The following is a 15,998-nucleotide window of genomic DNA, read 5'->3' as shown; positions in this document are numbered from 1 at the left end:
GCCTGCGAAATCGGGCCAGTCCACAGTTTGAACAGGCGAACACGCCGACCAGCCACCTAGGGTGATGCGCATGCCGAATCGACCTGTCGTCAGCGTTGCGGCAGCTCCCCGCCGTCGCGATGCGCGCCGGTCGATGATCGCGGTGCTCTCGACGCTGGCGTGCGGGGTCACCTTGTTGATCGCGTTCGTGAACAAGGCGCGCTGCGCGGTCGGCCCGTACGACGAATCCGGGCGCAGCGTGCTGTTCGACGTGATCAAGGATTCGGATGTCTGCTATTCCGATATCCAGTACCTGTGGCTGGGTCGCGGCATCGATCACCACGTCTTTCCGTATATAACGGGCGGCATCACCCCGGACGGTCAGCTGACCGGCGGTGCGGTGGAGTATCCGGTGCTCAGCGGCCTGTTCATGTGGATCGGCGGGATCGGCGCGCACACCGACGCGGCCTTCCTGTGGCATTCGGCGCTGCTGCTGGCCCCGTTCGCCTTGCTGACCGCGTATCTGCTGGCCCGCATGGCCGGTCCGGCGGCATTGTTGTGGGCGGCCGCACCGCCGTTGGTGCTCTACGCTTTTCACAATTGGGAACTGCCGGTGGTCGCCACCGCGGTCGCCGCGTTCTATGTGATGACGGTGCTGACGCGGTATTCACTGCAGGATCGCGCGATCGCGGCGGCGGTATTCCTGGCGATCGGCTTCTGTTTCAAGTTGTATCCCGGCATCTTCGTGCTGCCGTTGCTGATCTATGTGCTGCTGGGTGAACAACCCTTGCGGGAGAAGCGTTTCGATGTGCGCGGCGCGCTGCTGGTGGCCGCGACGGCGATCGGCACGGTGGTCGCGATCAATCTGCCGTTCGCGCTCGCCGGTTACGACGGCTGGCGCGCGTCGATCACCTTCCAGCAATTGCGGCAGGCCGATATCACCACGAATTCCATCTGGTACTGGGGACTGCGGCCGCTGTTCGGTCCGTCGCAGGAATCGGAATCGGCGTTTCAGCACCTGGTGTCGGTGCTGTCGCCGACGCTGGTGGTGGCGGCGTTCGCGCTGGCCTGCTGGCTGGGTGTGCGCCGGTATCGGCTGGCCGGGGTGTATCCGTGGATCGGGGTCAGTGGCGCCATGCTGTGTGGATTCCTGTTGTTCCACAAGGTGCATTCGCCGCAGTACACGCTGTGGCTGATCCCGTTCCTGGTGCTGCTGCGGGTGCCGTGGAGTCTGGTGGTCGCCTATCTGCTGGCGGACCTGTGCATCGGCGTCGGCGTCTTCCGCTACTTCTACGAGCTGGGGTCGGGCCACCCGTACGAGGTCGAGCAGTATCTGGTGCAGATCGGCGTGTGGGGCCGGGCGGTGCTGCTGCTGGTGTTCTTCTTCGTGTTCGTGTCCGCCCCGGAGCGGTCACCGTTCCGTATCGGCGTTGCGGGCGCGGAAAGCCTTGCCCTTGGCCCGGTTTCCGCAGACCGTCATATCGCACCACCTGCGCGAACCGCCGCGTGAGGTGTCCAGGTAGAGGCGGGTGCAGGCGTCTCGCCCGCATTCCTTGAGCCGTTCGCGATCCGGGCCGCCCAAGAGTTCGATGGCCGAGCGGGCGATCGCGGTCAATGCCGTGTCGATGGTTCCGGCGCGTCGTACCCGGCCGTCGGGCAGCAGCGTGAGTTCGGGGGCGGCGTCGTGTGCGCGCCGGTTGAGGAGGCGCCGGTCGGCGTCGGCGGGGGGGTGGCCGTGCAGGGTGGCCAGCATGAGCCGCCACGCCGCTTCGCGCAGTCGTAGCGCCGGTTCCAGGGCGTCGGAGCAGTCGGGCGCGGTGTCGAGAATGCCGGCCGCGACGACCCATTCGCCCAGTTCGGTGGCGGTGGTGAGCAATTCGATGAACGAGGTGCGCCGTTCTTTTGCCGTGCCGATGAAGTTCAGCGCGAGGTTGCCGCTGACGAACAGGTGCGGGTCGGCGAACGATGACATGTCCCGATCATAACCCCCTTGACAGGTTATGCGGCGCGATGCGACGGTGATAACCACCTGAACAGGTTAGTGCTTGGAGGGATCATGGAGAACCGGCTCTTGGACGTGGCGGGCCCACCGGCCCTGATCCTCATGTGGAGCAGCGCCTTCATCGCCGGGATCATCGGCGTCGGCGCGGCCCCGCCGATGCTGGTGCTCTTCGCCCGCTTCGGCATCGCGGGCGCGCTGCTCATCGGGTTCGCGCTGCTGTCTCGCGCGGTCTGGCCGCGCGGCAGGGTCTTCGCGCACACCCTGGTGGCGGGCCTGCTCATGCAGATGGTCCAGTTCGGCGCGTTCTACACCGCCATGCACGAGCACGTCACCGCCGCAGTCATCTCCCTGGTCCAGGGCCTGAGTCCGGTGGTGATCGCGCTGTTCGCCGGTGGCCTGGGCGAATCGGTGAGCGCGCGGCAGTGGCTCGGCTTCGGGGTCGGCGGCCTGGGCGTCGGGCTGGCGGTGGTGGATCAGTCCAGCTTCTCGCTGCCGGGGCTGCTGCTGTGCGTGGTCGGGCTGCTCGGGCTCAGCCTCGGCACGGTCTATCAGAAGCGCTTCACCCCGGGGATCGATCCGCGCACCGGCACCGCACTGCACATCGCGGTCAGCGCTCCGTTCGCGGGCGTGATGGCCTGGGCGGGCGGCGATTTCCACCTCGCCGATCCGGCCCGCTTCGCCGGTTCCATGGTGTGGATGGTGCTGGTGAACTCCATCGGCGCGTTCCTGCTGCTGAACACCATGCTGCAGCGCTGGGACACCACCCGCGTCAGCCGCTTCTTCTTCGCCATCCCGGCCGTCACCGCGGTCATGGCGTGGCTGGTCATCGATCAGCCGTTGCGCCCGTTGACGATCGCCGGGCTGGCGGTCGGCCTGGTGGGCCTGGTGCTCGCCTCCCGCCGTGCCGCCGCGCCCGAATCGGGACGTGTTCGGCAACCCGGCGTCCGCGCGGCCGTCGTCGACCACATCGCGGCCGGCGCGCAGCCGCAGCGGGTGTGAATCCACGCGCGGCCGGGGTGTCGCGGGCGCGAATTCCGTGACACCCCGGCCGATTCGTGGTTCCAGCGCCCGGTCCGGGCGCTGCGCCCGGCAGACTGTGCTCATGCTGCACCTGCGGATACTCTCCCCGGCCGCCATGACCGACGACATTCTCCAGGTCCTGGAGACCGACGACGCGGTGACCGGACTGGTCCTGGTCCGCGGCGCGGCGCTGCGTCCGCCGGGTGATCTGATCACCGCGCAGATCGCCCGCGAGGCCGCCAACGATCTGGTGGCACGACTGCGCGCGATGCGGGTGCACCAGGAGGGCAGCATCGAGATCGATCAGGTGGGTACCTGGTTGTCGCGCAGCGGTTTCGAGGCCGAGGTGCGGACGCCGGGTAGCAGCTCGGACTCCGTGGTCTGGGCGCAGGTGGCGCAGCGGGCCTATGACGAGTCCGAACTGAACTGGACCTATCTGAGCTTCTTGACGCTGGCCATCGTCATCGCGAGCATCGCGATCATCACCGATTCCCAGATCCTGACCGTCGGTGCGATGGTGCTGGGGCCGGAGTTCGGCCCGATCGCGGCGCTGGGCGTCGCCCTGGTCCGGCGGCGTTTCGTCCTGTTTCGACTGGCCTTGCGCACCTTGGTGCTCGGCTTCGTGGCGGCCATCGGCATGACCATCGTGCTGGCCGCGATCGCGCGGGCATCGGGCTGGATCACCGAGGCGCAGGTGACCGGGCCGCGACCGGCCACGCATTTCATCTACACCCCCGACAAGTGGTCGTTCATCGTGGCCGTGGTGGCGGGCGCGGCGGGCGTGCTGTCCATCACCTCGGCGAAATCCCTGGGCCTGGCGGGTGTCTTCATCTCGGTGACCACGGTGCCCGCCGCGGGCAATATCGCCCTCGGTGTGGCCGTCGCCGACGGTGCGACGGTGTGGGGCAGTCTCGCGCAGTTGCTGGTGAACATCGTGGGCATGGCGATCGCGGGCTGGCTGACGCTGTGGCTGCAGCAGGTGCTGTGGACGCGGGTGTCGGTGCGGCGGGCCAAACATCTGGCGATTCCCCGTCGCATGGTCTGAACCGGTCGCATGGTGTGAACAGAGAAGCCCGCCGTCCGAAATCGGGCGGCGGGCTTCGTGTTTCGAGTGCGGAGTCAGCTCAGGCTGGGCGACTTCTCCAGCTCGGGTTCCGCATCATCGGCTTCGGCTTCCTCGCGCCGATTGCGGATGATGCTGGTGATGAACGCCGCGCCGATGAACGCCACGCCGACCAGGCCGCTGATCACCTCGTTGACGTGCACGCCGATGGTGATGAGCAGGATGACCGCCAGCGCGCCGATGGCCCAGAACGCGCCGTGTTCGAGGTACACGTACTCCGAGAGCGTGCCCTTGCGGACCAGGTACACGGTGATCGAGCGGACGAACATGGCGCCGATCAGACCCAGGCCCAGGGCGATCAGGATCGGGTCGGAGGTGATGGCGAACGCGCCGATCACGCCGTCGAAGGAGAACGAGGCGTCGAGCACTTCCAGGTACAGGAACAGGAAGAACGCCGCCTTGCCGGTGGCCTTCACGACCTCCGAGGGTCCGCCCGCACCGTCCGCGTGTTCCTCGGTGTGGAAGAGCGATCCGAGTCCGTCGACCACGATGTAGGTGATGGTGCCGAGGATGCCGGCCAGCAGCACGGTGCTGCGATCGTCGTCGTGGGCGATGAACTCCGCGGCGATGACGATGCCGGCCAGGGTGAGCACCACCGCGAGCATGTCGAGCTTGCCGAGCTTGGCCAGCGGGCGTTCGATCCAGCCCAGCCAGGTGACCTCGTGCTCCTCGAGGATGAAGTTGAAGAACAGCAGCAGCAGGAAGGCGCCGCCGAAGGCCGCGATCTGCGGGTGCGCGTCGGTGAGCAGCTTCTCGTAGGAGGCGCTGCCGTCGGGGAAGGTGAGCGCGCCGTCGGCGGGCGGGTTCATGGCCAGGTCGAAGGCGCGAACGGGGCTGAGCCCGGCCGTGATCCACACGATGGCCAGCGGGAACACCAGGCGCATACCGAACACGGCGATGACCACGCCGATGGTCAGGAAGATGCGCTGCCAGAACTCGCTCATCCGCTGCAGGATGCTGGCGTTGATGACCGCGTTGTCGAAGGATAGGGACACCTCGAGGATGCCCAGGATGGCGCACAGCACCAGGGCCGTGGGTCCGCCGTACACCAGCGCCGCGATCAGCGACAGTACGGTGACGATGATGGAGAGGCCGAATATTCGCACCGCAGTGGGCCTTTCGTTGTGCCGGGGTCGGGTGACGTGCCGGTCGAGCGGGCACACGAAGAGGGCTCGTGCGACCGAGCCCTCGACGTGTCGCCGTGTGTTCTATTGAGACGCTGGTACTTCGCGCCGGTCGCGAGCGGGTCGCGTCAGACGTTGACGCCGAAGTCCCGGGCGATGCCCGAGAGGCCCGAGGCGTAGCCCTGGCCGATGGCCCGGAACTTCCACTCACCATTGTTGCGGTAGAGCTCACCGAACACCATGGCGGTTTCGGTGGACGCGTCCTCGGACAGGTCGTAGCGGGCCAGCTCGGTTCCGTTGGCGCGGTCCACGACCCGGATGTAGGCGTTGCGGACCTGGCCGAAGCTCTGGCCGCGCGAGTCGGCGTCGTAGATCGAGACCGGGAAGAAGATGGACTCCACGGCCGGCGGGGTGTTGGCCAGGTCGATGTTGATGACCTCGTCGTCGCCCTCGCCCTCACCGGTGAGGTTGTCGCCGGCGTGCACGATGGTGCCCTCCGGGGACTGCAGGTTGTTGAAGAACACGAAGTGCTTGTCCGACAGCGCCTTCTTGTCGCCGCCGGTCGCGATGGCGCTGGCGTCGAGGTCGAAATCGGTGCCGGTGGTAGTGCGCACGTCCCAGCCCAGGCCGACCGCGACCTGGGTCAGGTTCGGCGCCTGCTTGGTCAGTGAAACGTTACCGCCCTTGGACAAACTGACACCCATTGCGGGGATCCTTCCGTTGTGAAGCGTTCGAAGCGTTTCTTGTCTAACGGCTTCGCCCACTGTCCAGGTTCCGCCGACGTCGACAGTAATGGTTTCCCCAAGCCATGGGTAGGAATGGGTCAAGAACATCGTGCGACGACAGCCTGTCACAGGACAGGGTCACACACTCCATCGCCGCGGTCGCGGCAATTGTCAACGCGTGGTCGCGGCAATCGTCAACGCGCGGCCCGGATGTTGGCCGACGCGCGGTCGCCGAGTTCGTCCATGGTTGCCTACGATCGTGGCGTGGCAGGCCGTCGAAGCGGATGGTTCCGGGCACCCCGGAACAACGAATGGGTGCAGCAGGCCCGGTCGATGCTGACGGCGGCCTTCCTCGATATGGATCGGCGGCAGAGCATCGCCGAGGCCGCCGTCGCCGCGTCCGCCGCGCTGTTTCCCGAACGCGGCGCGGCCGCGCGCTGGGAACCGGTGCGCGCCCGCTGTTATGACGCGTCGGGCGCCTACCTGGCCCTCGACGAGCGCCTCGAGCAGGTCGAACGCGAGGGCGCCGGGGTGATTCCGCAGCCCGAGATCGACGGCGTGGTCCGGCGGCTCACCGACGCCGCCCGGGCCGTCGACGACTTCTACCGCGGTGATCAGGCCCACCTCGAGCACGCGGTCGCGGTGCTGGGCTCGGTGCCGCAACTGGTCTCGCAGACCCGCGCCGACGCGCAGCGGGTCCGGCGCCAGGCCGAGGACTCCCCGTACGCCGCCTACCCCTCGGTCCGGCAATGCGCGGCCGCTCTGGATGAGGCTCTGCTCACACTCGAGGCCGCCGCGATCGGCGGCGCCGGAGCCCCCGCCCGCGAGGCCGCGACCCGGCTCGAGTCCCGCACCCGGGAGCTGTCCGCCGCCCTGGAATCCGCTCCCGGCAAACAGCATTCGGCCACCACCGCGCTGGCGTCCGCGGCCACCCGGCTCGACGCCGCCCGCAACCGGCTCGACCGTGTCGCCCCGGCCATGTCCGCGCTGCTGCGGGAATTCGCGGCTGCGTCATCGAACGATTTGGCCAACAATGAGCGACAAGCCCGGGAGGCCGTCGAGGCCGCCGACGCGGACCTGTCCCGCGCCCGGGCCGCCCTGGCCGCGAACGACCCGGAGGACGCGCTCGATCTGACCACCACCGCCCGCGCCCGCCTCGCCACCGCCGAGGAGAGCGCCGAGGCCGTCACCGACCGGCTCGCCCAGCTGCGCGCGGTCCGGGAACAACCGGCCGAGCGCGCCAAGGCCGTTCGCTTCAAACTGCGCGACGCGCAGATGCTGGCGGTCAACAAGGGCGTCGTCCCGCAATGGGGTTCGGTGCTCGACGCCCAGGCCGAACGCCTGGACCGGGCCGCCGCGGGCCTGACCGGCCGCCATCCCGACTATTGGGCGTACGTGTCCGAACTCGACGCGATCACCGCCTTCGTGGCCGGAGTCGTCGAACGCATGCGAAATACCGACAGATAGACCGAAAGTCACCAGGAGGACGTCCGCGACGATGACCGCGATGATCACCAGCGACCCGGACGTCGCACCGGTCTCCTTGCGGAAGCGCTTCCCGCTGCGGCATTTCCGGCAGGTGCCTGGCCCGGAGCTGCGCCGGCTGTTCCACCGCCTGCCCGAGGCCTTCGGCGGCTCCCGCGATCGCGAGCTGCTGGCCATGGCGCTGGGCGCGACACTGTACGTGCCCGCCACCCGGGCCGACCTCACCGCCACCATCCTGCGCCGCGCCGAACGCGGGGTGTGCTCGATGGTCATCGACCTCGAGGACGCGGTCGCCGACCACGCCGTCGAATACGGGAAATGGCAGGCCGCGGTCACCCTCGACGAACTGGCGGACAGCGGCGAGGCGTACCCGCTGCTGTTCGTGCGGGTACGCGACCCGCAGAGCATCGGCGAGATCGCCGGCCGGCTCGGGGCGGGCGCGACGGCGCTCACCGGCTTCGTGCTGCCCAAGTTCGACAGCTCCTGCGCCGCGGACTACCTGCACGCGCTCGAGCTCGCCTCGGAACGGCTGGGCCGCACCGTCTTCGGCATGCCGGTGCTGGAATCGCCCGCGCTGGTGCACCGCGAGACCCGCGATCGGGAGCTGGCCCGCATCGGTGAGCAGCTCGCCACGCACCGCGACCGCATCCTCGCGGTCCGCATCGGGGCCACGGACATGTGCTCCACCTTCGGGATTCGCCGCGACCGCGACCTCACCATCTACGACGTGCGCGTGGTCGCCGACGTCATCGCCGACATCGTCAACTATCTGGGTCGTGCCGACGGCACCGGATTCACCATCACCGGACCGGTCTGGGAGTACTTCGCCGACCACGCCCGCATGTTCCGGCCGCTGCTGCGCACCGCCCCCTTCGCCGAGGTGGACGCCGTGCCCTTCCGGCAGTCACTGGTCAGCCGGGACATGGACGGGCTGCTGCGCGAGATCACCCTGGACCGCGCCAACGGCATCCAGGGCAAGACCGTCATCCACCCCACCCACGTCGCGGTCGTGCACGCGCTGTCCATCGTGACCCACGAGGAATACGCCGACGCCGCCGACATTCTCAGCACCGGCGCGGGCGGCGTGGCCGCGTCGGAGTACCGCAACAAGATGAACGAGATGCGCCCGCACCGCAGCTGGGCCGACCAGATCATGCTGCGCGCCCGGGTGTTCGGCGTCGCCAACAAAGGAGTCTCCTTCGTGGACCTGCTCAAGGCCCTGGTCGAATCGTGACCGCCGACCCCGCCCTACCCGCGACCGCCCGCGAACGGCCCTGGGCCACCCGCGAACTCGGACTCACCCTGCACCACACCGCCTCCTGGCTGCCCGGCCCGGAATGGCGCGTGGACACGCTCGTCGAACCCGGGCTGCGCCGCAATCCGCGCCGCGCCCACCTGCTGGTCTCGACGGTGCTCGGCAAGCATCTGCCGACCGATCCGCGGCGGGTCCTCGACGCGGGGAACCGGCTCGGTGACCTGGTGCTCGACCTCCTCGCCACGCCCGGTGACCGGCCTACCGCCACCGCCACCGGCGCGGTCGTGCACGGGTTCGCCGACAGTGCCGTCGTGCTCGGCTTCGCCGAGACCGCGACCGGGCTCGGCCACACCGTCGCCGCCCGCATCGGCGCGCGCTGCTACCTGCACTCCACCCGCCGCGACGTGCCGACCGCCGACACCCTCGCGGGCTTCGAGGAGGGCCACTCGCACGCCACCTCCCACCTGCTGCAACCCATGCCCGCCGCGGTCTTCCACAACGACCTGCCCATGGTGCTGGTCGACGACGAGATCTCCACCGGCGCCACAGCACTGGACGCGATCCGCGCCCTGCACGCGCTGACCCCGCGCACGCACTACATCCTGGCGTCGCTGGTGGACATGCGAACCGACGCCGACCGCCGCGCCTTCGAGCAGGCGGCCGCCGACCTCGGTGTCCGCATCGACACCGTCTGCCTGGCGGGCGGCAGCACCGTGCTGCCCGCGGACCTGATCGACGCGGTCGCCGCACTACCCGACCCCGTGCTGAACCCGGTCGCCGAACGCCGGGGCGTCTGCGCCCGGGTCGAGATTCCGTGGCCGCACGATGTTCCCGAGGGCGGTCGGCACGGCTTCCTCGACACGGACACGGCGCCCTTCGAGGCGGCGCTCGCGCGAGCGACCGCCACCCTCGCCCTCGAACTGGCCGCCCTGCCCGAGCGGAGTGGCGCCGCGCTCCGCCACGCGCCCGTCGCGGCACTGTCGCACAGCGGGTTTCGTGAGGATGATCGCCACCCCGCCGTACCGGCAGCCGCGGGCGAACCCCGGCCGGTGATCGTCATCGCCCATGAGGAACTCATGTACCTGCCGCTGCGCATCGCGGCGGGATTGGCGGACAACGGGATTCCCGCCCGCTACCAGACGACGACGCGCTCACCGGCCTATGTTCTCGACGAGCCGGGGTATCCGCTGCGCCGCGGCTTCCGCTTCACCGCGCCCGAGACCGGTGAGGACGCCCCGCGATACCTGTACAACGCCCGATGGCCGGAGGACCGCGGGCCGCGCGCCGAACGCCCGGCGGTCGATCCGATTCTGCTGGTTGTCGTGGACACCCCCGCCGACACCGAACGACTCACGGCCACAGGCGGACTCGTCGATGTGCTCACCGCCTCGGGGTCGGACGTGCTGCTGGCGGTGCTGAGCGAGGCGGATCCGCGGGCGCTCGCCACCGTTCGCGCCGATGTGCGCCCCGCGGACTTCCGCCGCGCCCGAGGCGGCCGGGTGCTGCCGGAGCCGCTGCGGGGACCGGAGTTCGGGTCGTACGCCCGCGAGGAAGTGTCGTGGCTGCTGACGGATCTGTCCGGGGTCGCCCTGGAAGCCGAGGTGGCGGAACGGGAACGGCGGATCCAGGCCGGCGTCGCGCATTACGCGGAATCGCTGCCGGTCGAATACCAGCCGGACGCCGCCTACCGCGAACTGTTCGACACGGTTCTCGAGGAGAGCGCCGAACGGCTCGCGCTGGCGGTGGCGACGGTGACCGAACTGGTGGTCGCCGAGCGCGGGCCCGATATCGTGCTGGCCTCGCTGGCGCGGGCCGGAACACCGGTGGGTGTGCTGATGCGGCGGTGGCTGGGCAGCCGGGGGATCGAGGCCCCGCACTACGCCGTGTCGATCGTGCGCGATCGCGGAATCGACGCCGCGGCCCTGGATTACCTGGCGCGGCACCATGATCCGGCGCAGGTCGTCTTCGTGGACGGCTGGACGGGCAAGGGTGCGATCACCCGGGAGCTCGGCGCGGCGCTGGCGGCCTATCGCGCGGCGGGCGGTGCGCGGTTCGACGACGACCTCGCGGTGCTCGCCGATCCGGGCGGCTGTGCGCGGACCTTCGGCACCCGCGACGACTTTCTCATCGCCTCGGCGTGCCTGAATTCCACCGTGTCCGGGCTCATTTCGCGGACCGTGCTCAATGCCGAGCTGATCGGGCCCGGACAGTTCCACGGGGCCAAGTTCTATCGCGAGCTCGCCGGCGAGGACCAGTCCAACCGGCTGCTGGACACCGTGAGCGGCCGCTTCGCGCGGGTGCGCCCGCTGGTGGACGCGCGGGTGGGTGAGCTGCTGGCCGCCGATCGGACCCCCACCTGGGCGGGCTGGGCCTCGGTGGAGCGGGTGCGCGCGGAGTACGGGATCTCGAGTGTGAACTTCGTGAAACCCGGTGTGGGAGAGACCACCCGGGTGCTGCTGCGGCGGGTGCCGTGGCGGGTGCTGGTGCGTGATCGGGACGCGGCCGAGCACGCGCACATCCGGCTGCTCGCCGCGGCGCGCGGCGTGCCGGTCGAAGTCGTGCCGGATTTGGCGTACGCCTGTATGGGTTTGATCAAGGAAGTGAAGGGGTAGCTGGTGCGGCAGCGCGAGGTGATGGTGGCGACCGATCTGGATCGGACGCTGATCTATACGCGAGCGGCCTTCGGGAACGCGTATCCGGACACGGTGTGCGTGGAAGAGTATGAGGGACAGCCGCTCTCGCATATGACGGTGACGGCGGCCGAACGGCTCGAACTGCTGGCCGGGACCGCGGCCGTGGTGCCGGTCACCACCCGCACCATCGAGCAGTTCCAGCGCATCCGCCTGCCCGGCGCGCCGTGGCCCTACGCCGTCACCAGCAATGGCGGCAGCATCCTGCGCAACGGGCTGCCGGATCGGCGCTGGCGGTCGGCCCTCGAGGCCCGGGTGCGCGCCGAATGCGCCACCCTCGTCGAGGTGCGCGCGGAACTGCGGGCCCGCGTGGACGAATCGTTCGCGCTGCGGCTGCGCGAGGCCGACGACCTGTTCTGCTACCTGGTGGTGGACCTGGACCGGCTGCCCGCCGGATTCCTCGCCGACTGGGACGCCTGGTGCCGCCCGCGCGGCTGGTCGGCCTCGCAGCAGGGCCGCAAGATCTACGCCATGCCGGCCCCGGTCTGCAAAAGCCATGCGGTGCGCGAAGTTCGGCGCCGCCTGCTCGACTCGGGCGAACTGCGCGCCGAGGCGCCGCTGCTGGCCGCGGGTGACGGCTCGCTGGACGCGGAGATGCTGATCACCGCGGACGCCGCGATCCGGCCCCGCCACGGCGAGCTGGAGCAGCGCGGCTGGAGTCATCCCCGGGTGGCGGTCACCGCGGCGTCGGGGATCCTGGCGTCCGAGGAGATCGCCGACTTCTTCCTGAGCGCGCGGGTTCCGCGCTAGGCGTCAATGCGCGGTCAGCGCACGGACTTTCGACACGGCCAGGGCCGCGTCGGGTCCAGTCGCGCGCACCTCCAGCCGATGCCCGGGAAGGACGCCGAGGGTCAGCACCCGGGTCAGGCTGTCGCCGGACACCGGTCCGACGCCGGTGGTGTCATTGCGCAGTTCGACGCGCGCGTCGAGATCCCGTAGGGCCGAGACCAATTCGGCGGCGGGCCGGGCATGCAATCCGTGCCGGCCGGTCACCTCGAAGATATCGGAGACGGCCGAGTTATCCACAGGTGGATTACCTGTGGATAGATGTGGATCGTTCCCGACCCCCGGTTCTGCGGCGGCACCGAGCTGCGACCGCTTCGCGGCCAGCGCGCCGTCGGCCTCGCGGGCGACGGTCTCCAGGTCGGCACCCCCACCCGCCGCGGCCAGCGCCGCCACCAAGCCCTCGACCAGCGGGGCCGTGGAAAGGCGCACCCGCACTGGGGATTCGAGCAGATCGAGCGCGGTCTGCGCGGACAGTAGGGCGCTCCCCAGATCCATCAACACCAGCACCCCATCGCCGGAATCGACCGCCTGGACGGCCTCGGCGACCGCGACCGCGTCGGTGCCGAACTCCTCGGCGGACAGCCCCGCCGCGATCCGCACCGCCACCCCCTGATCGGGCAGCAGCCCGGCGGCCAGGGCCACCGCGGCCGCGGCCAGCGCCCGGCTGTGCGAGACCACCACCAACCCGATCATCGCAGCGCCCGGCGCGCGGCCCGGACCAGCAGGGCGGCGCTGGTGGCACCCGGATCCTGGTGTCCCGCACTGCGTTCACCCAGATACGACGCCCGGCCCTTGCGCGCCACCAGCGGGGTCGTGGCATCGCGACCGGCCGCCGACGCGGCGACCGCGGCATCCAGGGCGGCCGCGGCCGAGGCGCCACCCGCGACCAGCTCGTCGAGGGCGTCGGCGGCAGGGCCGAGGGCGTCCACCATGGTCTTGTCCCCGGGCTCGGCCTTTCCGCGGGCGATCACACCGTCCAGGCCCGCCCGGAACGCCCGCGCGAAATCACCGATCTCCGAACCGCTTTCGATGGAACCGGCGAAGCGCAGGAAGAACGTGCCGAACAGCGGACCACTGGCGCCGCCGATGGTGCGGATCAGCACCAGGGCGGTCCGCTTCATGGTCTCGGCGGGCGATGACGAATCATCGAGCGCCGCAACGGCGGCCGCCATGCCGCGCCGCATATTGGTCCCGTGGTCCGCGTCGCCGATGGCGGCGTCCAGCGCGGTCAACTCCGCCGCGTGCTCGTCCACCAGCGCCGCGAATCCGCGCACCCACGCGGCGAGGTCGATCACCGTCATCAGACACCCCACCGCAGCGCCGGTGTTCGCACCGGCGCGTCCCACAGCGCCGTCAGTTCCTCGTCCAGCCGGGTCACGGTGACCGAGCAGCCCGCCATATCGAGCGAGGTGATGTAGGGGCCGACCAGGGAGCGCTCGAGGTGGAGGCCGCGTTCGCGCAGGATCCGTGCCACCTCGTCGAACATCAGATACAGCTCGATGAGCGGCGTCCCGCCCATGCCATTGAGGAAGCACAGCACCCGATCGCCCGCCGCGAAGGGCAGATCCGTGAGGATCGGTTCCAGCAGCATCCCGGCCACCGCGCGGGCCGGGGCCAGCGGCACCCGCGCGCGGCCGGGCTCGCCGTGGATGCCGATGCCGATCTCCATCTCGGTGTCGCCGAGCTCGAAGGTCGGGTGTCCGACCGCCGGGACGGTGCAGGAGGTCAATGCCATGCCCATGCTGCGCGAGCACGCGTTCACCGTCTCCGCGATGCGCGCCACCTCGTCGAGCGGGCGGCCTTGTTCGGCGGCCGCGCCCGCCATCTTCTCCACGATGACCGTCGCGCCGACCCCGCGCCGACCGGCGGTGTAGGTGCTGTCCCGCACCGCCACATCGTCGTTCACCACCACCGCGCGGACCCGCGCGCCGGATTCGGCGGCGGCCAGTTCGGCGGCCAGCTCGAAATTCATCACGTCGCCGGTGTAGTTCTTCACGACGTGCAGCACGCCCGACCCGGCGTCCACCGCCGCGGTGGCGGCCTGGATCTGGTCGGGCACCGGGGAGGTGAAGATCTCGCCCGGGCAGGCCGCGTCGAGCATGCCGAGGCCGACGAAGCCGCCGTGCAGGGGTTCGTGACCGGAGCCGCCGCCCGAGACCAGGCCCACCTTGCCCGGCCGCGGCGCGTCGGCGCGCACCACGATGCGTTGTTTCGCGTCCACCCGCAGCTCCGGGTGCGCCGCGGCCAGCCCGGCCAGGGCGGCGTCCACCACGTCGGCCGGATCGTTGATGAGCTTCTTCACCGAAATCTCCCGTCGGAAGGCCGGTTCGGGTCCCTGTGAGCCAGACTCGCACCGCCGGTGCCGCGGCGCCGTGGTTTCGGGGCTTTTGCGCCGGGATTCGCGCTAGGCCAGCGGTTCCGCGGGTTCCTCGAGGGTGCGGGCCAGCTCGATATCGGTGACCAGCTGCACCATCAGATCCCGCAGTTCACCGTCGGGCAGATGGTCGGCGGCGAATTCGAAGGGCTCGGAGACGTCCAGGCCGCCCTGGGTGGCGGCCAGGATCACCCACGGAATCCCCACCTCCGCCACGCCGAGCCGTTCCCGGATCAGATCGGTGGTGTCCTCCACCAGGGCGGTGCGCGCGGCCACCGCGGCCGTCATCCGCTCGTCCAATTCGACCCGGCGGCGCTCCAGCAGGCCGGCGTCCGCTTGCGCCTCCTGCTGCGGGGTGGTGCGGACCGAACCGTCGTCGTAGACCTGGAAGCCCTCGTTCACGCACAGGGTGCCCAGCGACACCTCGGCCTCGGCCAGCTCCGGCAGGGTGCGCAGGCAGTCCAGCACCGCGTCCAGCGCCGCCACCAGCCGGTCGCGAATATCGCGGCGGCGCACCAGCTCCCGATCGGCGTCCTCGCGCTCGGAGAGGACCTGCTCGACCGCGCGCCCGATCTGGAAGGCCATGGCCGTGGATTCCGGGGCCCAGCCGCCGCGCGGAGTGAACTCGCCCTCCTTGGGCGTGATGGTGTCCAGGAAGGCGTTCACCGCGTCGAGCAGGTCGCGCAGCTGGTCACGGGACACGGCCGGGTGCCGGAAGGCGCGTAGGTACTGTTCGTGCGCTTCCGCGGGTTCCACCTCACCGTCGCTCACGGTGCCGATACTGCCACGCGTTCCCGGCATCCTCGGCCACCACGCCTCCGGCCCGTGTCGCCGCGTTCTCGTAGAGTGGCAGCGACCGCACCGTCAAGCGAAGGGTCGATCGTGTCCGCAGTTTTGGTGAAGGGCCAGAACGGTCCGCTGAGTGTCCACGAACTGGTGATCAGCGTGGAGGTGGCCGCACCGGCCGATCTGTCCGCGCTCCTGGTCACCCCGGCGGGCACGGTGCGTACCGACGCCGACTTCGTGTTCTTCAACCAGCCCTCCGGGCCGGGGGTGACACTGCGCCCCGGCGCGCCGGGCGCGCCCGCCGTGCTGGCGGTGTCGCTGGACGCGATTCCCGCTGATATCGAACAGCTTCGGGCCGTCATCACCCTCGACGACGCCAACGGTAGTTTCGGGCAGCTGTCCGCGCCGGTGGCCCGGGTCTCCGACACCGCCGGAAACTCGCTGTACGAGTACCGGATCGAGGGCCTGAGCACCGAATCCATCGTTATCGCACTGGAGTTGTACCGCCGCCAGGGCGGCTGGAAGGCCCGCGCGGTCGGGCAGGGGTACGCGGGCGGCTTCGCCGCGCTGGTCACCGACCACGGCGTGCGCGTCGACGACGCGCCGCAGCCCGCACCCGCGCAGGCCGCCCCGGCAGCAGCCGGCGGAT

Annotated in this window: 15 protein-coding genes; 8 read left to right on the top strand and 7 right to left on the bottom strand. The window is 70.2% G+C overall.

The features are described from left to right. The first annotated feature begins 70 nt into the window (after positions 1-70). Positions 71-1,489, top strand: a complete 1,419-nt coding sequence (locus ACWELJ_RS15715) for a hypothetical protein (protein ID WP_452366846.1) — start codon at positions 71-73, stop codon at positions 1,487-1,489. On the opposite strand, the gene ACWELJ_RS15710 is transcribed toward ACWELJ_RS15715, so the two are convergent. Next, positions 1,391-1,951, bottom strand: coding sequence for a CGNR zinc finger domain-containing protein (locus ACWELJ_RS15710; RefSeq protein ID WP_452366845.1), 561 nt, complete (start codon positions 1,949-1,951; stop codon positions 1,391-1,393). The genes ACWELJ_RS15715 and ACWELJ_RS15710 overlap by 99 nt on opposite strands. Before the next feature lie 84 nt (positions 1,952-2,035). Here ACWELJ_RS15710 and ACWELJ_RS15705 point away from each other — a divergent pair, with 84 nt between their 5' ends. Together ACWELJ_RS15705 and ACWELJ_RS15700 are read left to right on the top strand one after the other, a co-directional pair. Then, positions 2,036-2,980, top strand: coding sequence for a DMT family transporter (locus tag ACWELJ_RS15705; protein WP_452366844.1), 945 nt, complete (start codon positions 2,036-2,038; stop codon positions 2,978-2,980). 103 nt (positions 2,981-3,083) lie between these two features. Then, on the top strand, positions 3,084-4,046 hold the full coding sequence (locus tag ACWELJ_RS15700) for a DUF389 domain-containing protein (protein WP_452366843.1): 963 nt from the start codon (positions 3,084-3,086) through the stop codon (positions 4,044-4,046). A 74-nt stretch (positions 4,047-4,120) separates the two neighbouring features. Here ACWELJ_RS15700 and ACWELJ_RS15695 read toward each other — a convergent pair whose 3' ends face one another. Together ACWELJ_RS15695 and ACWELJ_RS15690 are read right to left on the bottom strand one after the other, a co-directional pair. Beyond that, positions 4,121-5,230, bottom strand: a complete 1,110-nt coding sequence (locus tag ACWELJ_RS15695) for a DUF475 domain-containing protein (protein ID WP_452366842.1) — start codon at positions 5,228-5,230, stop codon at positions 4,121-4,123. 146 nt (positions 5,231-5,376) lie between these two features. Further along, positions 5,377-5,952: a TerD family protein gene (locus ACWELJ_RS15690; RefSeq protein WP_452366841.1), complete on the bottom strand. Its 576-nt coding sequence runs from the start codon at positions 5,950-5,952 to the stop codon at positions 5,377-5,379. Positions 5,953-6,237: 285 nt separating this feature from the next. On the opposite strand from ACWELJ_RS15690, the gene ACWELJ_RS15685 reads away from it, so the two are divergent. Genes ACWELJ_RS15685 through ACWELJ_RS15670 form a run of 4 tightly spaced genes read left to right on the top strand, consistent with a single transcriptional unit; the run spans position 6,238 to position 12,153 of the window. Continuing rightward, positions 6,238-7,440, top strand: a complete 1,203-nt coding sequence (locus ACWELJ_RS15685; protein WP_452366840.1) for a hypothetical protein — start codon at positions 6,238-6,240, stop codon at positions 7,438-7,440. 40 nt (positions 7,441-7,480) lie between these two features. Beyond that, entirely contained in the window at positions 7,481-8,692 is a 1,212-nt protein-coding gene (locus ACWELJ_RS15680) for an HpcH/HpaI aldolase/citrate lyase family protein (protein ID WP_452366864.1), read from the top strand. Continuing rightward, positions 8,689-11,325: a phosphoribosyltransferase gene (locus ACWELJ_RS15675; protein WP_452366839.1), complete on the top strand. Its 2,637-nt coding sequence runs from the start codon at positions 8,689-8,691 to the stop codon at positions 11,323-11,325. Before ACWELJ_RS15680 ends, ACWELJ_RS15675 begins: the two co-directional genes overlap by 4 nt. 21 nt (positions 11,326-11,346) lie before the next feature. Further along, positions 11,347-12,153: an HAD family hydrolase gene (locus tag ACWELJ_RS15670; protein WP_452366863.1), complete on the top strand. Its 807-nt coding sequence runs from the start codon at positions 11,347-11,349 to the stop codon at positions 12,151-12,153. 3 nt (positions 12,154-12,156) lie between these two features. On the opposite strand, the gene dhaM is transcribed toward ACWELJ_RS15670, so the two are convergent. From dhaM to ACWELJ_RS15650, 4 genes are all read right to left on the bottom strand, one after another. Then, the gene (dhaM, locus tag ACWELJ_RS15665) at positions 12,157-12,882 is read right to left on the bottom strand and encodes a dihydroxyacetone kinase phosphoryl donor subunit DhaM (RefSeq protein WP_452366838.1); all 726 of its coding nucleotides are present in this window, start codon (positions 12,880-12,882) and stop codon (positions 12,157-12,159) included. Continuing rightward, entirely contained in the window at positions 12,879-13,490 is a 612-nt protein-coding gene (gene dhaL / locus ACWELJ_RS15660) for a dihydroxyacetone kinase subunit DhaL (protein WP_452366837.1), read from the bottom strand. The genes dhaM and dhaL overlap by 4 nt, the downstream gene beginning before the upstream one ends. Continuing rightward, the gene (gene dhaK / locus ACWELJ_RS15655; RefSeq protein ID WP_452366836.1) at positions 13,490-14,491 is read right to left on the bottom strand and encodes a dihydroxyacetone kinase subunit DhaK; all 1,002 of its coding nucleotides are present in this window, start codon (positions 14,489-14,491) and stop codon (positions 13,490-13,492) included. The genes dhaL and dhaK overlap by 1 nt, the downstream gene beginning before the upstream one ends. 102 nt (positions 14,492-14,593) lie before the next feature. Then, on the bottom strand, positions 14,594-15,334 hold the full coding sequence (locus ACWELJ_RS15650) for a hypothetical protein (RefSeq protein ID WP_452366835.1): 741 nt from the start codon (positions 15,332-15,334) through the stop codon (positions 14,594-14,596). Positions 15,335-15,445: 111 nt separating this feature from the next. On the opposite strand from ACWELJ_RS15650, the gene ACWELJ_RS15645 reads away from it, so the two are divergent. Then, positions 15,446-15,998, top strand: a 553-nt coding sequence (locus ACWELJ_RS15645) for a TerD family protein (RefSeq protein ID WP_452366834.1), incomplete at its 3' end; no start/stop codon positions are given.

Source organism: Nocardia sp. NPDC004582, assembly GCF_053602115.1.
This window is presented reverse-complemented; position numbering and strand designations above follow the sequence as displayed.

What these genes read in the sequence shown, in the direction of transcription:
- ACWELJ_RS15700 (WP_452366843.1), top strand. Translation starts at nt 3,084, where the DNA reads ATGCTGCACCTGCGGATACTCTCCCCGGCCGCCATGACCGACGACATT.
- ACWELJ_RS15690 (WP_452366841.1), bottom strand. Translation starts at nt 5,952, where the DNA reads ATGGGTGTCAGTTTGTCCAAGGGCGGTAACGTTTCACTGACCAAGCAG.
- ACWELJ_RS15680 (WP_452366864.1), top strand. Translation starts at nt 7,481, where the DNA reads ATGATCACCAGCGACCCGGACGTCGCACCGGTCTCCTTGCGGAAGCGC.
- ACWELJ_RS15670 (WP_452366863.1), top strand. Translation starts at nt 11,347, where the DNA reads ATGGTGGCGACCGATCTGGATCGGACGCTGATCTATACGCGAGCGGCC.
- ACWELJ_RS15710 (WP_452366845.1), bottom strand. Translation starts at nt 1,951, where the DNA reads ATGTCATCGTTCGCCGACCCGCACCTGTTCGTCAGCGGCAACCTCGCG.
- ACWELJ_RS15715 (WP_452366846.1), top strand. Translation starts at nt 71, where the DNA reads ATGCCGAATCGACCTGTCGTCAGCGTTGCGGCAGCTCCCCGCCGTCGC.
- ACWELJ_RS15705 (WP_452366844.1), top strand. Translation starts at nt 2,036, where the DNA reads ATGGAGAACCGGCTCTTGGACGTGGCGGGCCCACCGGCCCTGATCCTC.
- dhaL (WP_452366837.1), bottom strand. Translation starts at nt 13,490, where the DNA reads ATGACGGTGATCGACCTCGCCGCGTGGGTGCGCGGATTCGCGGCGCTG.
- dhaM (WP_452366838.1), bottom strand. Translation starts at nt 12,882, where the DNA reads ATGATCGGGTTGGTGGTGGTCTCGCACAGCCGGGCGCTGGCCGCGGCC.